The sequence below is a fragment of the Vibrio splendidus genome (genome assembly GCF_001557875.1).
GTDB classification, from domain to species: domain Bacteria; phylum Pseudomonadota; class Gammaproteobacteria; order Enterobacterales; family Vibrionaceae; genus Vibrio; species Vibrio splendidus_F.
On sequence record NZ_LNRF01000011.1, the window covers coordinates 86,451 to 106,451 of the forward strand.

The 20,001-nt window shown below is 44.7% G+C and carries 13 protein-coding genes and 1 tRNA gene; 11 read left to right on the forward strand and 3 right to left on the reverse strand.

Annotated features, from left to right (window positions below):
- Window positions 1–151: 151 nt before the first annotated feature.
- Window positions 152–1,351 carry a NupC/NupG family nucleoside CNT transporter gene (locus ATB74_RS20130; protein ID WP_019826134.1) on the forward strand — a complete coding sequence of 400 codons (1,200 nt, stop codon included), beginning with the start codon at window positions 152–154 and terminating at the stop codon, window positions 1,349–1,351.
- 164 nt (window positions 1,352–1,515) lie between these two features.
- Complete coding sequence (locus tag ATB74_RS20135; RefSeq protein ID WP_061019548.1) at window positions 1,516–3,330, forward strand: cation:proton antiporter; 1,815 nt, start codon at window positions 1,516–1,518, stop codon at window positions 3,328–3,330.
- Window positions 3,331–3,447: 117 nt separating this feature from the next.
- Here ATB74_RS20135 and folD read toward each other — a convergent pair whose 3' ends face one another.
- Window positions 3,448–4,305, reverse strand: a complete 858-nt coding sequence (gene folD / locus ATB74_RS20140) for a bifunctional methylenetetrahydrofolate dehydrogenase/methenyltetrahydrofolate cyclohydrolase FolD (protein WP_017629535.1) — start codon at window positions 4,303–4,305, stop codon at window positions 3,448–3,450.
- Between the two features lie 211 nt (window positions 4,306–4,516).
- On the opposite strand from folD, the gene ATB74_RS20145 reads away from it, so the two are divergent.
- Window positions 4,517–4,593, forward strand: a tRNA-Arg gene (locus ATB74_RS20145).
- Window positions 4,594–4,863: 270 nt separating this feature from the next.
- Window positions 4,864–5,949: a chorismate synthase gene (aroC, locus tag ATB74_RS20150; protein ID WP_060982239.1), complete on the forward strand. Its 1,086-nt coding sequence runs from the start codon at window positions 4,864–4,866 to the stop codon at window positions 5,947–5,949.
- Window positions 5,950–6,061: 112 nt separating this feature from the next.
- Here the strand turns inward: aroC and ATB74_RS20155 are convergent, their stop codons facing one another.
- Window positions 6,062–6,685, reverse strand: a complete 624-nt coding sequence (locus tag ATB74_RS20155; RefSeq protein WP_004734183.1) for a trimeric intracellular cation channel family protein — start codon at window positions 6,683–6,685, stop codon at window positions 6,062–6,064.
- 299 nt (window positions 6,686–6,984) lie between these two features.
- Here ATB74_RS20155 and ATB74_RS20160 point away from each other — a divergent pair, with 299 nt between their 5' ends.
- The 3 genes from ATB74_RS20160 (at window position 6,985) to ATB74_RS20170 (ending at window position 8,647) form a co-directional block, all read left to right on the forward strand.
- Window positions 6,985–7,515, forward strand: a complete 531-nt coding sequence (locus ATB74_RS20160; protein WP_060982240.1) for an elongation factor P hydroxylase — start codon at window positions 6,985–6,987, stop codon at window positions 7,513–7,515.
- A 9-nt stretch (window positions 7,516–7,524) separates the two neighbouring features.
- A complete protein-coding gene (locus ATB74_RS20165; protein WP_017632537.1) occupies window positions 7,525–7,788 on the forward strand; it encodes a YfcL family protein in 264 nt (87 codons plus the stop codon).
- Window positions 7,789–8,125: 337 nt separating this feature from the next.
- Window positions 8,126–8,647: an NADPH-dependent FMN reductase gene (locus tag ATB74_RS20170; RefSeq protein WP_060982241.1), complete on the forward strand. Its 522-nt coding sequence runs from the start codon at window positions 8,126–8,128 to the stop codon at window positions 8,645–8,647.
- Between the two features lie 147 nt (window positions 8,648–8,794).
- Here the strand turns inward: ATB74_RS20170 and mnmC are convergent, their stop codons facing one another.
- Complete coding sequence (mnmC, locus tag ATB74_RS20175; protein WP_061019549.1) at window positions 8,795–10,873, reverse strand: bifunctional tRNA (5-methylaminomethyl-2-thiouridine)(34)-methyltransferase MnmD/FAD-dependent 5-carboxymethylaminomethyl-2-thiouridine(34) oxidoreductase MnmC; 2,079 nt, start codon at window positions 10,871–10,873, stop codon at window positions 8,795–8,797.
- A gap of 128 nt (window positions 10,874–11,001) precedes the next feature.
- On the opposite strand from mnmC, the gene fabB reads away from it, so the two are divergent.
- The 4 genes from fabB to ATB74_RS20200 all read left to right on the forward strand — a co-directional run bounded on the left by fabB (window position 11,002) and on the right by ATB74_RS20200 (window position 19,834).
- Window positions 11,002–12,213, forward strand: coding sequence for a beta-ketoacyl-ACP synthase I (gene fabB, locus ATB74_RS20180; RefSeq protein ID WP_048660829.1), 1,212 nt, complete (start codon window positions 11,002–11,004; stop codon window positions 12,211–12,213).
- Between the two features lie 499 nt (window positions 12,214–12,712).
- On the forward strand, window positions 12,713–13,846 hold the full coding sequence (locus tag ATB74_RS20190) for a 4-phosphoerythronate dehydrogenase (protein ID WP_061019550.1): 1,134 nt from the start codon (window positions 12,713–12,715) through the stop codon (window positions 13,844–13,846).
- Window positions 13,847–13,858: 12 nt separating this feature from the next.
- Window positions 13,859–14,872 (forward strand): aspartate-semialdehyde dehydrogenase, encoded by a 1,014-nt coding sequence (locus ATB74_RS20195; protein ID WP_017062350.1) that lies wholly within the window; start codon window positions 13,859–13,861, stop codon window positions 14,870–14,872.
- Between the two features lie 207 nt (window positions 14,873–15,079).
- Window positions 15,080–19,834 (forward strand): FimV/HubP family polar landmark protein, encoded by a 4,755-nt coding sequence (locus ATB74_RS20200; protein WP_061019551.1) that lies wholly within the window; start codon window positions 15,080–15,082, stop codon window positions 19,832–19,834.
- The last annotated feature ends 167 nt before the right edge of the window (window positions 19,835–20,001 follow it).

Sequence of the window (20,001 nt, forward strand, 5' to 3'; positions counted from 1 at the left end):
CAAAGTTAATTATTAAAATTCAATAACTTAATTATACTCATAGTTATATCGTGATTACCCCAACATCACGTTAACAACCTCAGCTTGCCGCAAACGATTTCCTCTATAGAATGCGTCGCCTTTCCTATCTACAACTTTTAGGTTGACGCACATGGCTTCCCTACTTGGAATTATCACTATTTTAGTTGCCGCTTGGTTACTATCTACGGACAGAAAAAATATTCCACTAAGAACAGTCTCTTTGGCTTTCTTATTACAAATCTCATTCGCGCTATTGGTTCTGTATGTACCAATGGGTAAAGAAGCGTTGAATGCAGCCACAGGTGCGGTATCTAGCTTGATCAACTACGGTCAAGAGGGGATTAACTTCCTATTTGGTGGCCTAACGAATAACGGATTTGTTTTCGCGATTAATGTTCTTGGCATCATTATCTTTTTCTCTGCACTGATTTCAGGTTTGTACCACATTGGCTTTATGCCAAAGGTGATCAACCTTATTGGTGGTGCGCTACAGAAATTCTTGGGCACAGGTCGTGCGGAATCACTGTCTGCGACTGCCAATATTTTTGTCGGCATGATTGAAGCGCCATTGGTGGTTAAACCTTACTTAAAACACATGACAGATTCACAACTGTTCGCAGTGATGGTGTGTGGTTTGGCATCTGTAGCTGGTGGTACGTTAGTGGGTTATGCATCGCTTGGCGTTGACCTAAACTTCCTGATCGCTGCGGCATTCATGTCTGCACCAGCCGGTCTATTGATGGCTAAAATCTTAGTACCTGGCAGCCCAGATGACGCTCAAGAAAATATTGAGTCTGATGTAGAAATTCCACGAGCAACAAACGTCGTTGAGGCAATGGCAGATGGGGCTATGTCTGGACTTCGTATTGCCGTTGCAGTGGGTGCAACACTTCTTGCCTTTATCAGTGTGATTGCAATGCTAAATGGCTTGTTAGGTATCGTTGGCGGCTGGTTTGGCGTAAACCTAAGCTTCGAACTTATCCTAGGTTATGTGTTTGCACCCGTTGCATGGCTAATCGGTGTACCGTGGTCTGAGGCTGTGGTTGCAGGTTCATTGATCGGTAACAAGATTGTCGTGAACGAGTTCGTGGCTTTCATCCAACTAATGGATGCTAAAGAGGCACTGAGTGAGCACTCTCAAGCGATCGTAACTTTTGCTCTATGTGGCTTTGCTAACATCTCTACCATGGCAATTTTGATCGGTGGTTTGGGTAGCTTAGTTCCAGAGCGTCGCTCTTTCATCTCACAATATGGCTTCAAAGCAATTTGTGCGGGTGTGTTTGCTAACTTGATGAGTGCAGCGATTGCTGGTGTTGTACTTTCTCTGTAGCTAACTGATCATGACTTTACTCTCCCTATAGTAAAGTGACTGATTAATCACAATAATATTCGGTTAGCGTGAAAAAGAGAGCCTATAGTGTAAGAACGTAGGCTTTCTTATTTCATTGAATAGTTTGTGCCACAGGGTGTGGTGCAAACCTATTAGGGGCACAAATGGATTTGTCGATTACTTCTTCTTTGGCGTTAATTGGACTCTTGTCTTTAGCTTGTCAGCTGCTCGGTTGGCGTTTACGTCTTCCCGCGATTCTTCCTCTCCTTATCGTCGGCCTATTGTTAGGTCCTGGCTTGAATATCTTAAATCCCGATGCCATTTTTGGTGATGTGTTGTTTCCTATGATTTCATTAGGGGTTGCCATCATCCTGTTTGAAGGGGCATTAACCCTAAATTTTAAAGAAATCAGAGGCCATGGTCGGATGGTGACTCACCTCGTGAGTTTCGGTATGTTGATTACCTGGGCCTGTATCGTGGTGGGTGCTTACTACTTTGTGGACTTTAGTTGGCCGTTAGCCGCATTGTTTGGTGCATTAGTCGTGGTAACTGGCCCAACGGTGATCGTACCCATGCTTCGCAGTATTCAGCCTAAATCTTCTCTAGGCAGTATCTTGCGATGGGAGGGGATAGTGATTGATCCCATTGGCGCTCTGTTTGCTGTTCTGGTTTATGAATACATCGTCTCTTCGGCCGACCCTACAGGACATGTACTTTCAGCTCTGGGACTAACCTTAGCCATTGGTTTAGGTTTAGGGATCATCGGTGGCTATTTGATTGCCAAGATGCTGCAAGGGCATTGGGTACCGCACTATTTACGTAATGTGGCTGTATTGACGCTAATGCTCGCTGCGTTCTCTTTCTCGAATGACTTGAGTGAAGAATCGGGTTTATTAACCGTGACCATCATGGGGATCTGGCTTGCCAACGTGAAAGGCTTGGATATCGAAGACATCATCGAATTCAAAGAAACCCTGACCGTATTACTCATTTCAGCGTTGTTTATTCTGTTAGCGAGTAGACTCGATTTAGGAACCTTCCTTTCGATAGGTTGGGGTGGGGTTGGTCTGTTAGCGGTAGTGATGCTCGTGGCTCGCCCGTTAAGTGTGTGGATCAGCGGGATCGGCACGGATCTTACCTCTGCGGATAAATGGTTTTTGAGCTGGATGGCGCCGCGCGGGATCGTTGCAGCCGCGGTTTCTTCTCTGTTTGCAATCAAGCTTCAAGAAAAACAATTAATAGAAGGCGCAGACCTGCTGGTACCAATGGTGTTCTTGATCATCATCGGTACAGTTGTGATTCAAAGCCTCACCGCGAGTTGGTGGGCAAGAAGGCTAGGTGTGACTCAAGAGAAGGCACAAGGCGTTATCTTCTTTGGTGCGACTCAGTTTTCACGCCAGTTTGCCAAAGTATTGGCGACACACAACATCAATAGTGTGCTTGCCGATACCAACTGGGAAAGCATTCGCTTAGCACGCATGGATAACTTGAATGTCTACTTTGGTAACCCAGCTTCGAGTCACGCTGAAAATAATCTGGAATTGGATGGAGTAGGGCGTGCGATGATCGTCTCGCCTTATCGTCAAACCAACCCATTAGTTAGCATGCACTATCAAGACGAGTTTGGTGAAAATAAGGTGTTTGAGCTTGAGTCATCAGAGAATAAACATGAAAGGCATCAGGTGAGCCGCGATGGCAACAGAAGCTTGTTTTCGGAAGGAGTTACCTATTCCAAGCTTAACTCGTTGATGGCTCAGGGTAGCCAAATTAAAAGTACAGGTTTGACCGAGGCATTTGATTTAAACGAGTTTAACGCGCTGTACCCTAAAGCCATTCCTCTTGGGGTGATTACTGGCGGTGATTTCCGTTTAATTACACAAGGATCTGAGTTGGAAAAACTCATATCAACGGAGTGTGAGCTTATTAGTTTATTACCGCCTTCTGAACAGACGGAAAAAGTCGAGAATCCAGATAAGTAGCGAATAGCAGTGCATCAAAAGCTAGTCGCCCTGTTTCAAAACGAATGTCTAAGTATCAAAAAAGCCGCAGCGTTCATCACGTTGCGGCTTTCTAATTTTATTTATATGCGCTGCGGATTACTTCGAGTGAAATTGCTCACAAGCGATCATGGTGTTCTCGATTAGGCTCGCCACCGTCATTGGACCAACACCACCCGGTACAGGCGTTATGAAGCTTGCGCTTTCTTTCGCTACGTCGTATTCAACGTCACCCACTAGTTTGCCAGATTCCAAACGGTTGATACCCACATCGACCACAACAGCGCCTTTCTTGATCCAAGCACCTGGAATGAAGTTTGGCTTACCTACTGCAACTACAACAACGTCTGCTTGACGCACGTGGCCTTCAAGGTCTTTGGTGAAGCGGTGACATGTTGTCGTTGTACAACCTGCTAGAAGGAGCTCTAGCGTCATTGGGCGACCTACGATGTTTGATGCGCCAACGACAACCGCGTGCTTACCACGTAAATCGATGTTGTAACGGTCAAGCAGCGTGATGATGCCTTTTGGCGTACAAGAGCGAAGCTTAGGCATACGCTGAGCCAAACGGCCGACATTGTATGGGTGGAAGCCATCAACGTCTTTTTCTGGCGTGATACGCTCAAGAACGTGAGTGCTATCAATACCAGCAGGTAGAGGTAGTTGAACCAGAATACCGTCGATCTCTGGGTCTTGGTTCAGTTGGTCTACCAGTGTTAACAATTCGTCTTCTGTCGCAGTGGCTGGCAAGTCGTAAGATTTAGACACGAAGCCAACTTCTTCACACGCTTTACGCTTACTTCCAACGTAAACCTGAGAAGCAGGGTCTTCACCCACTAAAACAACCGCTAGGCCCGGAGCGCGTAATCCAGCTTCAGTACGAGCTTTTACACGTGCAGCAACTTCGGAGCGAACCGTTTGAGAAATTAGCTTTCCATCAATATTTTGAGCAGTCATGAATTTCCTTAGTATTGATATTCAAGTTAGTGGCTGATGTTTTTGGCGCATTATTCCAGAAAATCTTTTTGATTACCATCAAGCAAACGTTTGCTTTGTTCTATTTTCCAACACTTATATGTTTGTTGCCCTTTTTTTACTCACTTAGATCAGAATGTTACATAAAGCCGTTGCTTTACTGATTCGAATTCGTATAATTCGTTCCTGTAGCGCGCCCTTAGCTCAGCTGGATAGAGCACCTCCCTTCTAAGGAGGTGGTCGAAGGTTCGAATCCTTCAGGGCGTGCCATTATTTAAAGAAACCCGATAACTCTCCGAGTTGTCGGGTTTTTTGCTTTCTTACCATAATAAAAATACTCTTCTCAAAGCGCCACTCATTTCCCCGCGTTATTCATTTCATTCGGCTCATGTAATAGAAAGTTAAAATTGTTCGTTTTTTGGGGTTTACATCATTTGGTAATAAAGCCACTATGAATTCACGAAGAATAGACAAGTAAAGCTGTTAGCCAGTCGGTTTCGGAATCAAACCTTCTGCTCAATAGCTGATTTAGAGGAAGTAATGGCAGGAAACAGTATCGGACAACATTTCCGCGTGACCACGTTCGGAGAAAGTCACGGTATCGCACTAGGATGTATCGTAGATGGGTGCCCACCAGGATTAGAAATTACCGAAGCAGACCTTCAAAGAGATTTGGATCGTCGTCGCCCTGGTACTTCTCGTTATACAACGGCTCGCCGTGAAGCGGATGAAGTGAAAATCTTATCAGGTGTATTTGAAGGCCAAACTACGGGCACTTCTATTGGTCTATTGATTGAAAATACAGACCAACGCTCTAAAGACTATTCCGAAATTAAAGACAAGTTCCGCCCTGGACACGCTGACTATACGTATCATCAAAAGTACGGTGTGCGTGATTACCGTGGTGGTGGTCGTTCTTCAGCTCGTGAAACTGCAATGCGTGTTGCGGCAGGTGCGATTGCAAAGAAATACCTTAAGCAAGAATTTGGTGTTGAAATCCAAGCTTATCTTTCTCAAATGGGTGATATTTCAATTGATAAAGTGGATTGGAGCGAGATCGAAAACAACGCTTTCTTCTGCCCAGATGCCGACAAAGTACCGGAATTTGACCAACTGATCCGTGACTTGCTAAAAGAAGGCAACTCGATCGGTGCGAAGATTCAAGTGGTTGCGACTAAAGTGCCTGTAGGCCTTGGTGAGCCAATCTTTGATCGTTTAGATGCTGACATTGCTCACGCTCTAATGAGCATCAATGCGGTGAAAGGTGTTGAGATTGGTGATGGCTTTGATGTCGTTAATCAACGCGGTAGTGAACACCGTGACCCATTAACTCCAGAAGGTTTCAGCAGCAACCACGCTGGCGGTATCTTAGGTGGTATTTCGACTGGCCAAGATATTGTGGCAAGTATCGCGCTTAAGCCTACATCAAGCATTACCGTTCCGGGTGATACGATCACTAAAGACGGTGAAGCAACGCAGCTAATCACGAAAGGTCGTCATGATCCATGTGTGGGTATTCGTGCTGTACCGATCGCAGAAGCGATGTTAGCGATTGTATTGCTTGATCACTTGCTACGTCACCGTGGTCAAAACTTTGGTGTGACAACTGAAACGCCAAAAATCTAGTTCTGCTTCGTTTAATTCAGAACAGATTTGAAACTGATTTGATAAAAACAAAAAGGGTTGCTTCGTAATGAAGCAACCCTTTTTATATTGCGCGTAATTGAGAATATATTATCTAATGTACCGAGCTTTCCGGATCAAGCTGGAACGAAGGTAAACGCCACTTGAATCGTACGGCTGCCATACGCAGCAAGTAACCAACCACAAGCGTAACAATCGTCGCGGTTACGTCGTTTATGCCTAGTTCAAGTAAACCTAGGTATAAACCTGAAGCGACAAGTGCGACAGACGCATACAGCTCTTCATGCAATACCAATGGTGTTTGACGACAGATAAGATCGCGCAGCAAACCGCCAAAGACACCGGTGACGAGCGCAGACACCATGCAGATCATTGGGTGAAGACCCATGGTCATCGCTACCTTAGTACCAATGATACTGAACACGATAAGCCCTAGAGCATCTAAACGAATGAATAAGCCTTTTAGCTTGATTACCCATTTAGCCAGCCCCGTTGTAATAACACCCGCGATACAGGTGATTGCCAGATACTGCGGGTTTTCAACCCAACCTAAAGGGTAATGGCCGAGTAAGATATCTCGTACTGTGCCACCGCCAATTGCTGTTGCACTCGCAACCAACATTACACCAAACCAATCCATTTTTTGTTTGCCAGCACTGAGAGCGCCGGTCATGGCTTCTGCCGTGATGCCAATGATATACAAAACACTTAGTAGCATTGCTGTAGCTCTATAATATAGGTCTATAAATTGGAGTCTTATAGGCCTTAGGGATATAAAAATGAAGCGCGAGTGTAGTAGTAAAAACGCTGATTGACGAATGAATATTTGTACCGTGAATCGGCATTTCAGATTAGCTAAACTAATCATTCACCTCAAAGTAGTGTAATCTGGGATCAGCAATCGATTGTCACGGTAAAATATTGGGGTCAACCTAATGCCATTGCCCGTGATAGGGCTTTACCGAACGCTTAAAAAAACGCAAAATGCCCCAGTTCTTTTTACTTAAATTTGATTTTATGACGCACCAATACTCAGACATCATCGATATTTTCAATCAAACCTTTTTCGAGAGCTACAATACCAAGCTCGAACTGGGTGCAGACGAGCCTATTTACCTGCCAGCCGATGAACAGGTTTCTCACCACCGTATCGTATTTGCTCGAGGCTTTTATGCGTCTGCACTTCACGAAATAGCACACTGGTGTGTCGCTGGTCCTGAACGTCGTTTGTTGGAAGATTTTGGCTATTGGTATGAGCCTGATGGTCGAACTGAGGCGGTTCAAGCTGAGTTTGAAAAAGTAGAAATTCGCCCACAAGCGTATGAATGGATCATTGCGATGAGTGCGGGCTTTCCTTTTAATGTCAGCTGTGACAATCTACACGGCGATTTTGAGCCAGATCGTTTGGCCTTTATGAGTAAAGTACACAGTGAAGTCATGGGAATCTTTGAAGCTGGTCTTCCGCCTCGTGTGAAAATGCTCTCTGAAGCATTACGCAGCTTCTACGATGTAGAACCTTTATGTACTAGCCAATTTATTGTGAAATAAGAGAATATTATGATTATCGAATTTGAAGAAAAACTACTTGAAGTAATTGATGCTCGCATTGAAAACGCATCAGACGATGAACTGTTTGCTGGTGGTTACTTACGTGGTCATATTTCTCTTTCTGTGGCTTCATGTGAAGAAGAAGGCATTGAAGATGTGGCTGAAGTAAAAGCTCGCATTGAAAAGAGCCTAGACGACGCTCGCTCTGAACTCACGCCAGCAGACCGCACTATCGTTAATGACCTTTGGGTTGAGCTACAAAACCAAGCTTAATCTAAGTGCATTGAGACTATCCGCTCAGTCCCTTCCTTTCTATTTTTCTGAGCGAATAGTTATACCAATCGTAGTAAATAACAGGTCACCCTGGCTGGTTAAAATTCTCGATAACTACGTTAGAATTTTTGATTGTAGAATAACTACTTATCGAAAAAACCTTCTTTGTTCTCAAGCCTTTTCCCTGCGTTATTTTTGATCACTTACTTACTGTGATTTGTATTATTTGAAACTCGTTCGAAATTTTTGAATGAGTCCGTTCATTCCTTGTGATGGTTCCATTTTCTGACTACGTTATTCTAATCCCACTTAACGGAATTACAGAAAAGGTCACATCATGAAAGTTATCGCATTTGGCGCAAGCACCAGCTCAACCTCTATCAATAAAGCATTAGCAACTTACGCAGCAAACTTGATTGAAGGTGCTGAAGTAAAAGTCTTAAATATTACTGATTACAACGTTCCTATGTTCAGTGAAGACACTGAAAAAGAGATAGGCCAAGCAGAAGGCGCGCAAGCATTTTTACGTGACCTAGCAGAAGCTGACGCATTTGTTATCTCTTTTGCAGAACATAACGGTCACTACCCAGCAGCGTACAAAAATCTATTTGATTGGGCGACACGCATTGAACGTTCAGTGTTTGGCGAGAAGCCTGCAGTTTACCTAGCAACTTCACCTGGCCCAGGTGGTGCACAAACGGTACTGGGCGCAGCGACAGGTTCTGCACCTTACTTTGGTGGCAACGTGCAAGCGTCAGTTTCAGTACCAAGCTTCTACGATAACTTTGATTTTGAATCTGGTTCTATCAGCAACGAAGAGATCGCTCTACAGATTAAAGATGCGGTTGCTAAGCTGTAGATACAGCTTCGTTGAGAACATCAGTTTAGAGCAACACGAATAACAAAAAGCCCGAGCGACACAATGTCGCTCGGGCTTTTTAGCTTTTTAACTTTTTAGTTTCAGATATTCAGAAATTTCAGATGTTCAGAATAGCTGAACGAGAAACTACGGATTTGATTTAGCATGCTTGTCCGCAACCCATCCAGCCGTTAATGCTTTTCCTTTACGCAGTCTGCGTACCCACATTCGACTTGGGTGAATCGCCTCAAGTACATCAACAGGCAAGGGAAGTGGATCGCCACAGATTTGTGATGCTAATACTTCAGCCAATAATGGAGCCGAGCTTAGCCCTCGCGAACCTAAACCGATAAAACAGTATAGGTTAGGGAAGCTTGTTACCGTTTCAACATCCTCAACCGAGTCACGCTGAGGGTTGAAGTTGTGCAGGTCTTGGTATTGCTCTTTGATTGATTCGAAATTGCCGACATTGCCGACAAAGGGTAAGTGGTCACGGCTTACGCTTCGAATCCCTTGGCGCGCTAAGTTGTCACTGGTGTCGACATCTTTTGTCCATGCTTGGTCTGGTAGCGACCGATGCAGGCGCTCGCCATTGTGCTTCTGAACCTCAACATCAAATTCTTGGTCGATATTGGTCTTGTCGTAGTTCGCACCAATACAGTGATGGCCATTGTTTGGATTCTGCGGCGTTAGATAGCCATCAAAACACAATACGGTTTTTAGCTTACTGAGATTTTCCGTGGTCGGAATATGGCTCACTTGGCCTTTAACCGGCGTTAGCGGTACTGGCTGAGTTTGTTCAAACTGGGTGAACTTGTGTCCGTTCGCGATAACCACTTGATCGTGCTTGGTTTGAATCTCACCTTGAGGTGTCTCAATTGTCAGTAACCATTGTTGTTCAGCTTCGAGCCACTCAAGTTGAGTTACTTGATGTTGATAAAGTGCGCTGACTTGGTTGGTCTCTTCTAACTTAGCAATCAAACCTTGAGTCAGTTGAAGAGGGCTTAACCAGCCACCCAGTGGAAAGTAAACACTCTCTTTATCGACCGGTAAGCCAATCTCTTCGTTGGCTTGGTCTGGCGTTAAACGCTGAATCAGGTCGGTGTGAAAGTTGCCTTCCAACATGCGGTTGAGCTTTTTAGTGGAGCCTTCGTCCCACATCAAAATGTTTACGCCGCACCAGCTGTGATCAAATTGGACAGACTGCGCCGCTTGATTAATAAATTGACGAGCAAACAGTAACCCTGGGCCAAATATGCGAGACACGTTCGAGGTTGCTTCACTTAACAACGGGTAAATCGCACCTTGATTGTTACCTGAGGCATTGCCCGCAGCTTGTGGGTGTTCACAATAAAGGGTGATGTTTTTACCACGGCGGCTTAGTGTTTTGGCTAATGCAGCACTGGCTACGCCACCACCAATAATCGCAATGTCTTGTGATTCTCTGTGTTGAGCGAGGCCATACCAAGGTTTGATGTTGGTGTGAGCATGCTTCTCGCCAAGTCGGCCTGCAATCATTTCGCGCTTGGTACCAAAGCCTTTAACCTTCTTCATCTCAAAGCCAGCTTCAATCAAACCGCGACGCACAAAGCCAGCGGCGGTGAAAGTGGCGCAGCTACAATCTTGCTTGGCCAGCTTTGCCATGCCATTGAATAGGTTTTGGTTCCACATCTCTGGGTTTTTGCTTGGGGCGAATCCGTCTAAGAACCAAGCATCAACTAAACCTTCACGTGGGGTAGGCACATTTGGCATACAATCTTTAATATCACCAAACCATAAATCAAGCGTGATCGCGCCATCACCCAGCACAATACGGTGACATTCAGGTAGGGCGATAGGGTAGTGTTCTTGGAGTTGCGTCGCATACTCTGCCAATTCTGGCCACGCTTGATGCGCTTTGATGAGATCCTCTTTATTTAAAGGATATTTTTCAAAACTGATGAAATGTAACTCTTTGGTCATCGCTTGTGGGTTATCTTTAATAAAAGCATCGAACCATTGCCAGACTGCAAGAAAGTTCAAACCAGTACCAAAGCCGGTTTCAGCGATCACAAAACGGCGTTGTTCATGTTCAAGCCAACGCTCTGGAAGGTGGTTTTGCTTTAAAAAGACGTAGCGAGTTTCTTCTAAACCGTTAACATTGGAGAAGTAAACGTCGTCAAATTGGTCTGAAACTGGCGTGCCAGACTCATTCCATTCCAGTTCTGCATTAGTAATTGAAGTCATAAAATCTATCATTTTGTGATTTGAAGCGATATGTTGGTAGGGATTGTACGAATTTCTAGGAAAGCTGACCACTTTTGTTAGGCTTCTTAGTTATCATCTAGCTGAATTTAGAATTATAGGAATGTCACATGAAACGAGTCGTAATCACCGGTATGGGTATTGTTTCAAGTATCGGTAACAACGTCGAAGAAGTTTTAGCATCACTGAAAGAGGGTAAATCTGGTATTACCGCTTCAGAGCAGTTCAAGGAAAATGGCTTGCGCTCTCAAGTATGGGGTAACCTAAAAATGAACCCTGCTGACCATATCGACCGCAAAAAAATGCGCTTTATGGGTGATGCAGCGGCATTCGCTTATCTTTCAATGGAGCAAGCAATTGCTGATTCTGGTTTAACTGAAGATCAAGTATCTAATGACCGCACCGGTATCGTTGCGGGTTCAGGTGGTGCTTCATCTCTAAACCAAGTAAACGCGGTAGACATCATCCGTGAGAAAGGCGTGAAGCGCGTTGGTCCATACATGGTGCCACGTACAATGGCTTCTACGGTTTCTGCTTGTCTAGCTACTCCTTTCAAAATCCGTGGTGTGAACTACTCTATGAGCTCTGCATGTGCAACATCGGCACACTGTATTGGTCACGCAATGGAGCTTATCCAACTTGGTAAGCAAGACGTTGTATTCGCTGGTGGCGGTGAAGAACTTGATTGGTCTCTGACTATGATGTTCGACGCAATGGGCGCACTTTCTACTAAGTACAACGACACGCCAGAACTGGCTTCTCGTACCTACGATGCAGACCGTGATGGTTTCGTTATCTCTGGTGGCGGCGGCATGCTAGTTATCGAAGAACTTGAGCACGCTGTTGCTCGTGGCGCGAAAATTTACGGCGAGATCGTAGGTTACGGCGCAACTTCAGATGGCTACGACATGGTTGCTCCTTCTGGTGAAGGTGCGGTTCGTTGTATGAAGATGGCAATGCAAAACGTTGATGGCGTTGACTACGTGAACACTCACGGTACTTCAACTCCAGTTGGCGACGTGAAAGAGCTAGGTGCTATCCAAGAAGTATTTGGTGGCAACAGCCCAGCAATTTCTGCAACTAAAGCGATGACAGGTCACGCTCTAGGTGCTGCTGGTGTACACGAAGCAATTTACTCAACGCTAATGCTAGACAATGGCTTTATTGCTCCAAGCATTAACGTTTCTAACCTAGACGAAGCTGCTGCTGGCCTAGATATTGTAACTGAAGCTCGTGAGCAAGAGCTAACAACGGTTATGTCTAACAGCTTTGGTTTCGGCGGTACGAACGCAACGCTAGTAATCAAAAAGTACCAAGCTTAATTTAGGCTTGAGTTAGAGAGACAAGGTTAATCGTTAAAGGGTTGCGCTAGTGCCGATTCAACACGCACAGGTCACCCAGTAATAATGACCATCAGAACAAAGTTTTTAGACGTAGGTTTGTAAACGTGTTTTTTAAACATAGTTTTTAGATCTGGGTCTAGAAATTGAAAGGTTTCCAGAGCTTGACCAGTACTGACCTTGGTTAGTACTGGTTGAACAGACGCAAGACTCTGTCTCCTGGAGAGCGAGATAGGATCCTTTTGTTCTGGATGTTTGCCCGATTGTTTATTCAATCGGGCATTTTTCGTTTTAGTCTTCTGACTTTAGTTTTCTAATTTCAGGTAGTCGTTCTTATTACTGCTTTTGCTTGTGCAGACTAGGCGATTCAACCCTTTATTTATAATGTATTCCAATTGCTACTCGACACCGTGTGTGGAATTTTGCACAATCATTTCAATTCACATTTAGGTCGATAGACCCCAACAAAAGTACTCGCCAAATGAAAATCTTAATCGACGAAAATATGCCTTACGCTGAAGCGCTTTTTAGCCAGTTAGGTGAAGTGACAATGAAGTCTGGTCGCACATTAACGGCCGACGACCTAGTTGACGTAGACGCATTGATGATTCGCTCTGTTACCAAGGTAAACGAGTCATTGATCAGCAAAGCCAATAAGCTGAAGTTTGTCGGTACTGCGACGGCTGGTATGGATCACGTCGACCAAGAGTTGATGAAAGAGCGGGGGATTTTCTTTACCGCGGCACCAGGCTGTAACAAGGTAGGTGTTGCTGAGTATGTGTTCAGTTCAATGATGGTGCTTGCGCAGCAACAAGGCTTCTCGGTTTTTGACAAAACGGTCGGTATTATCGGTTGTGGTCAAGTGGGCAGCTACCTAGCGAAATGCCTAGAAGGTATTGGTATTAAAGTTCTGCTGAACGATCCTCTAAAACAGCAAGAAGGTGATACTCGCGAATTTACGGAACTTGAGACTCTACTTGAGCAATCTGACGTTATCACGCTGCATACACCAATCACTAAGACGGGTGAGTTCCCAACCCATCATTTGATCAACGAGCAAGTGCTGAACAACTTACGTGCTGATCAAATCTTGATTAATGCAGCTCGCGGTCCTGTGGTTGATAACCAAGCGCTAAAAGCTCGCCTGCAAAAAGCCGATGGTTTTACCGCAGTTCTTGATGTGTTTGAGTTTGAACCTGAAGTCGACTTCGAGCTTCTTCCGTTACTCGCTTTTGCAACTCCTCACGTAGCGGGCTACGGTTTGGAGGGTAAAGCGCGTGGTACCACGATGATCTTCAACAGTTATTGCGAGTTTTTAGGTACTGAACAGCGTGCGTATGCAAGCGACTTATTGCCGACAGCGCCTGTACCTCAAATGAAATTAGATAGAGCTTGGGATGAAGCAACACTGCACAATTTGACTCAGTTGATCTATGATGTGCGCAAAGACGACGCCTTATTCCGTCGCAATATCGCTACGCCGGGTTCTTTTGACAAGATGCGTAAAGAATATTGGGACCGCAGAGAGTACAGTGCAGTCGAGTTAACGGGCGACGAATCTTGTAATTTAACGCCGTTATCTAAACTCGGTTTTATGGTAAAGCCAACTTTATAAAAGAGAGAAACAATGAGCCAAGAATTTAATATTGCTATTTTAGGTGCGACTGGTGCGGTTGGTGAAACCATTCTTGAAGTACTTAAAGAGCGTAAATTCCCTGTCGGTGAAATGCACTTACTAGCAAGTGAACGTAGTGAAGGCAAAACTTCCCGTTTTAACGGCAAAACAATACAAGTACAAAACGTAGAAGACTTCGATTGGTCTCAAGTACATATTGCGTTTTTCTCTGCAGGTAGCGAGCTTTCAGAGCGTTGGGCTCCAATTGCGGCTGATGAAGGTGTTGTTGTTATCGATAACACATCACGCTTCCGTTACGAATACGATGTTCCTCTGGTTGTGCCTGAAGTGAACCCTGAAGCAATTGCTGAGTTCCGTAACCGTAACATCATCGCGAACCCTAACTGCTCGACTATCCAAATGGTAGTAGCGCTAAAACCAATTCACGATGAAGTGGGCCTTGAGCGTATTAACGTTTCAACTTACCAATCTGTGTCTGGTGCAGGTAAGCCAGGTATCGATGAGCTAGCGGGTCAAACGGCTAAGCTTCTTAATGGTATGCCAGCTGAAAATTCAGCGTTCTCACAGCAGATCGCGTTCAACTGTATTCCTCAAATCGATGAATTTACAGAGAACGGCTACACGCGTGAAGAGATGAAGATGGTTTGGGAAACTCAAAAAATCTTTGCTGACTCTTCAATCACAGTGAACCCGACTTGTGTTCGCGTACCAGTATTCTATGGTCACGCAGAATCTCTGCACATTGAAACTCGCGCGCCAATCGGTGCAGAACAAGTGGTTCAGCTTCTAGAGAACACAGAAGGTGTTGAAGTATTCCAAGCGCTTGACTTCCCAACTCAAGTTCGTGATGCAGGTGGTAAAGACCACGTAATGGTTGGTCGTATTCGTAACGACATCAGCCATCACAGCGGCGTGAACATGTGGGTTGTCGCTGATAACGTTCGTAAAGGTGCAGCAACAAACGCAGTTCAAATCGCTGAAGTTCTGATTCGCGATTACTTCTAAGCTTTATTGCTTTGATAAATAAGCCTCACTCTTTAGTGGGGCTTTTTTAATCGATTAAAAATATTGTTAGTCAAATTGTGTGAAATTGCTGCGAATATTGTTGCTGCAACACATTTTTTGTTTTCATCTCTATAGTTTTACGTCATTTATCCGATATATTTAATAGATCATCACTTTTCCGAATTTAAGCACCTAGCTGAGCCTTTTATGTTTCAAATTTTCAAGCCGTGGTTAATGCCTTTTGCCTTTATCATTGCGACTCAGATTTCCGTTGTTCGTGCAGATTCCATTCGAGTTGTAGGGCCTAATGGTCAGATACAATCAGCGCCTACGTTTTCAGAACCTCTTCAAAGAGCGCAATCGAATAGCGCTGAGCCTTCACGTTTCTATGGTCCAACTCGCGGCTCAGAAACATTGTGGTCAATTGCTTCAAAGTTACGCCCTGATAACTCCGTGTCAGTCCAACAAACCCTGTTGGCTATTTATCGCTTAAACCCACAAGCGTTTGAAAACCAGAATATCCATAGCCTGCTGCCTGCCAGTAATTTACGTGTGCCTTCTTTACAGCAAACACGTGCAAGTTCGACGCAGCAAGCTATCAACATCATGAACTCACACCTTGCTAAGCTTGATGCGCCTGCGACCAAGCCTACAGCTTCAAAGCCAAAAGAAGTTCAAACCTCAAATCAATCGAATACTGGCTCAAAAACTACCACGCCTACAAAACAAGCCAGCTCAACTGAAGACGCTAAGAAACCTGCCTCGCTTGTTCCATCATCTCCAGCGAAAGAGATGAATAAGCTTGAGAAGCAGCTAGAGCTTTCAGAAACTGAACTACTGTCACTTGAAGAGAAGAACCATCAACTTCGTTTGATGTTGTCGAATGTTCAATCGGAAGTCGATGAGTTAAAAACAGAGCTCAGTGATGAAGACCGCATTCGTAGCGAAGTGGAAAAGCTGCTTGATGAAGAGCGCAGAAAGAACGCCGAAATTGAAAAAATGGCACCAAGTGCACTGGACGAACTGTTATCGAATGGTTGGTTAGTGGCGGCTCTTGCGATTATTCCAGGTTTACTACTTGGTTTGATCATTGTGATGCTGTTAGGCCGTCGCTCTAAAAATGCTGAGCAACAGCAAATCACTCAAGATCAACCTATTCAGCCACAACCAAGCAGCGTTGCGCCTATTGCATTGGGCGATGAAATGGATGACCTGAACGAACTGTCTTTAGACGATGACTTGTTTGGCTCAGAAGATGATGCCAACAAGTTGTTTGACGACCAAGCACTGGTTGAAGAAGACGATGTATTTGCTGGCTTAGATGAATCTGATCTTGATTTCAATCTGGATGGTGAAGACGATGACCCGTTTGCCAGCATTGGTGAAAATGGTGATTTAGATACTAACTTCGACGATCTAGATTTAGACAGCAGCAACGGTATCAGTGTTAATAGCGAAGACAAAGCGCTTGGTCTTGAGGAGATGGAGCGTGCGTTAGACAAAACAGCGGAAAGCGCACTCGATAGTGATGATGTTGACTTTGACCTTTCTGATGATAACGCAATGTCTGCTGATGACATTGAAGCCTTGTTATCTCAAGAGGGTGAAACTGAAGATCTAGGTTCCAACGAACTAGACCAGTCTCTGTTAGATGATCTGTTTGCTCTTGATGATGAAGATGACGACAGCTTCGACATTGATGCGTTGATTTCTGAAGAGCAAAGTGATTCGCCGTCTAACACTGAAACACCAGCAAGTGATGATTTTGACATTGATGCGCTTATCTCAGAGCAACAGAGTGATACTGCTCCTGAGAATGTAAGCAACGACGAATTTGATATCGATGCTCTTATCTCGGAACAGCAATCCCCTCAACCTTCGGCTTCTAGCGTAGAAGATGATATTGACGATATCTTTGCTCAGGTTGCTGCTCAGAACGATCAAGCGAATGATCCTTTTAACCTCGATAGCGACGATGAGATTGCTACTAACTTAAACAGTGGTTTGGCGTCTGATGATGATATCGAGAACATTCTATCTCAGTTCGATAAGCCAATCGTAGATGAAGAACCTCAAGACAGCGTTGACCTTCTTGATGAGCAATTGGCAGGGGATGACGTTGATCTAAGTAACTCGACAGACCTTCTTGATGAAATGTTGGAAGATGAATCGGGTGTTGAGTCTGAAAGTGAGCCTTTAGGTTTTGACTCCCTATCAGAACTTGAAGAGCTTTCTGGTTTATCGACGGATGATGACCTCAACATCGCAGAAGACAGCACGGAAACCTTGGATGAATTGATAGGCGATTCTGACGATGATGATTTCGAACTTGATGCCGAAAGTACCGACTTACTGGATGATTTTCTTGATAGTGAATTGTCAGGTGATGAGCTTTCAGCGGATGCACAAGAATCAGAATCTTTAGACCCGTTTGATGACTTACTGACAAGTGGCATTGAAGATGAGCTTGAGTCTGAAGAGAAGGCTTTTGATAAAGAGCTAGATGCAGCCTTTGGTTTTAACAACGTCAACGAGGAGCCGGAAAAGGACTCAGACGTTGATCTTACTCCGTTAGCCTCAGAAACACCTGACGTTGAGCCTGAGCAAGCGTCGGACGTTAGAGAAATAACACAGCCTGAAGTTGTTAGTGATGAATCGTTAGGTTCGGAACTTATCCAAGAAAGTGCTGACGTTAAGCCAGACAATGATGAAGACTTTAATCGTGATGACTTTATCGATGATTTGTTCGGTGTTGCACCGGCAACGGATGCTTTGCTTGATGACTCGCTAGAAACAACAGACGAAGCGTTGATTGATGAGTTAATGACTTCTGATGACAATGATTCGCTGCAAGCGACAGAAGAGCCTGTTGAACCCTCAATTGAAAATACGGTTGAACCAGAGCAAGCGTCTCTTTCAGACAACAACCAAACATCAGCGGACGAAGCTGCATCATCGGTTGAAGATGACGAACTGGATATCGACTCGCTGTTATCTGAGAATTCTGATTTTGACAAACCAGCTTTTGAAGAGCGAGTTCAAGAAGAAACCGCACAACAAGAGCCAGAGCCGAAAGAAGCCGACATACAAGAGCAAGCTTCGCCATCCTCTTTAAATGACATCTCTGAAGGTGATGAAGAGACGGTTGAAGACTGGTTAGCTGAAGCCATCGACGATGTAGAGTCGCCAGCGAATGTTACCTCTGATTTTGACTTTGAACCGAAAATCCAAGGTAGCGAACAATTTGAAGATGTCGTTGAATCCTTGCCAGAGCCAGAGCCAGAGCCAGAGCCAGAGCCAGAGCCAGAGCCAGAGCCAGAGCCAGTTCGTGCTGCAAATATGCCAGAGATCATTCCGAATGAATTTGGTGTGCCGCAAGACGATGATTGGCTGATTGAAGACGAGACGTCTGCACCAGAAGTATTAGCAGAAACTGATGTAACACCAGAACCAGTAACACCTGTTGTTGAACCTCAGTTAGACGCTAATCCGCAAGTTGAAGCTACACCACAAGCGGAAGCTGATGCTGAATCAACACCAGAACCAGTAACGCCTGCTGTTGAGTCTCAATTAGATGTTGAACCTCGAACAGACGCTCAGGGTCAAGACGACGAAGAGTTCTCGTTTGATGACTTTGAGCTACCAGAGTTCGGTGAAGAAGACGCACTAGCAGAAGCTGATGCTGAATCAACACCAGAACCAGTAACGCCTGCTATTGATTCTCAACCAAGTGTTGAATCGCAACTAACCGCTGAGCCTCAACTAGATGCAGAACCAAAGGCTGAAACTGCTAGACCAGAAAGCGAAGAAGAGTTCTCGTTTGATGATTTTGAGCTGCCAGAATTCGGTGAAGAAGATGCATTAGCTGAAGCTGTGAGTGAGCCGGATGAAGCTCAATTAGAACAAGACCTATCTGACGGTACAGAGAAGTTCGAGTTCAATGACCTTGATCTTCCAGAGTACGATGAAGAAAGCGCAAAAGCGGACTCTGTTTTAGATGATATTGAGCAAAGCAGTGCTGAGCCAGTAGCAGAAGATGAAGGCGTAGAGTTCGATGAACTTGATTTACCGGAATACGGTGAAGATGAAGCCATCTCAGACGCGTTTGCAGAGAAATCGACACCACTGACTTCTTTCAGCCCACAAGGCGAAGAGCAAGATGCATTGCATGATTTGTTCTCAAACCCGCAGAGCTTTAGTCACGCTGAAGATTTCTCGAATGCACAAGACTCTGAGTTGGCTGGTTTTACACAGCCAGAAGAATCACTGAGCACAGCTTCTGAGCTAAACTCAACGCCTACAGCGGTTCAAGATGAACCACTAGAAGGCTTTGATGACTTTGATGAGACAGCATTAGCTGAGCTGCTTTCTGAAGATGTTCAAGACTCTGTCGACAACATGTTTAATAAGCCATTGGATGCAACATCGATTGATAGCGCAGGGCTAGATATTGACGCCATGCTTGAAGTTGGCGGCGAAGACTGGAAAGGTTTTAACCTAGCGCCAGAGCAACAATCGAGCATGCATCATGATGTGCCTGATGACCAACAAGAGATTTGGGCGTCGGCTGAACAGCAAGCTGAACCGAAGATCAAAGAAGAGAATTGGGCTCAACAAGACAACCTAACCGAATCAGGCAGCAGTCGTGATAAGCAATACATGACGATTGATGAGCTGATGGCTCAAGTCGAGCAAGAGGGGGAAGAAGTCATTAATCCAGACGATGAAGAGCTTAAACTGGATGTTGGTCTAAACGAATTCCCTGATGTTATCGGTGATATTGGCAATTATGATGTCGACAGCAATGCAGAAGCTGCGGGTAAGCTTGATTTGGCCAAAATCTACATCGAGATGAGTGACTCGCAAGGGGCAATTAAGCTTCTAGAAGAGGCAATTGTTGATGGCAGCGATGATATTCGTCGAGAGGCAAAAAATCTTATCGATACGTTAAACGGTCGATAAATTAAAAAACCATAAAGGGTAGCGTTGGCTACCCTTTATTTTAAGGCGATACAGAGCGCTATTGTTTGATTTGGTTTTTCAAAAGCATCGTATCGGTCGATGCTGATTGTTTATTGAAGTTTTAGCCCCATCCTATTTGGGCTAGCACTGATTTCCGTATATACTTC

What these genes read in the sequence shown, in the direction of transcription:
- ATB74_RS20165 (WP_017632537.1), top strand. Translation starts at nt 7,525, where the DNA reads ATGATTATCGAATTTGAAGAAAAACTACTTGAAGTAATTGATGCTCGC.
- ATB74_RS20135 (WP_061019548.1), top strand. Translation starts at nt 1,516, where the DNA reads ATGGATTTGTCGATTACTTCTTCTTTGGCGTTAATTGGACTCTTGTCT.
- ATB74_RS20170 (WP_060982241.1), top strand. Translation starts at nt 8,126, where the DNA reads ATGAAAGTTATCGCATTTGGCGCAAGCACCAGCTCAACCTCTATCAAT.
- ATB74_RS20190 (WP_061019550.1), top strand. Translation starts at nt 12,713, where the DNA reads ATGAAAATCTTAATCGACGAAAATATGCCTTACGCTGAAGCGCTTTTT.
- ATB74_RS20155 (WP_004734183.1), bottom strand. Translation starts at nt 6,685, where the DNA reads ATGCTACTAAGTGTTTTGTATATCATTGGCATCACGGCAGAAGCCATG.
- ATB74_RS20200 (WP_061019551.1), top strand. Translation starts at nt 15,080, where the DNA reads ATGTTTCAAATTTTCAAGCCGTGGTTAATGCCTTTTGCCTTTATCATT.
- ATB74_RS20130 (WP_019826134.1), top strand. Translation starts at nt 152, where the DNA reads ATGGCTTCCCTACTTGGAATTATCACTATTTTAGTTGCCGCTTGGTTA.
- aroC (WP_060982239.1), top strand. Translation starts at nt 4,864, where the DNA reads ATGGCAGGAAACAGTATCGGACAACATTTCCGCGTGACCACGTTCGGA.
- ATB74_RS20195 (WP_017062350.1), top strand. Translation starts at nt 13,859, where the DNA reads ATGAGCCAAGAATTTAATATTGCTATTTTAGGTGCGACTGGTGCGGTT.
- fabB (WP_048660829.1), top strand. Translation starts at nt 11,002, where the DNA reads ATGAAACGAGTCGTAATCACCGGTATGGGTATTGTTTCAAGTATCGGT.
- mnmC (WP_061019549.1), bottom strand. Translation starts at nt 10,873, where the DNA reads ATGACTTCAATTACTAATGCAGAACTGGAATGGAATGAGTCTGGCACG.
- ATB74_RS20160 (WP_060982240.1), top strand. Translation starts at nt 6,985, where the DNA reads ATGACGCACCAATACTCAGACATCATCGATATTTTCAATCAAACCTTT.
- folD (WP_017629535.1), bottom strand. Translation starts at nt 4,305, where the DNA reads ATGACTGCTCAAAATATTGATGGAAAGCTAATTTCTCAAACGGTTCGC.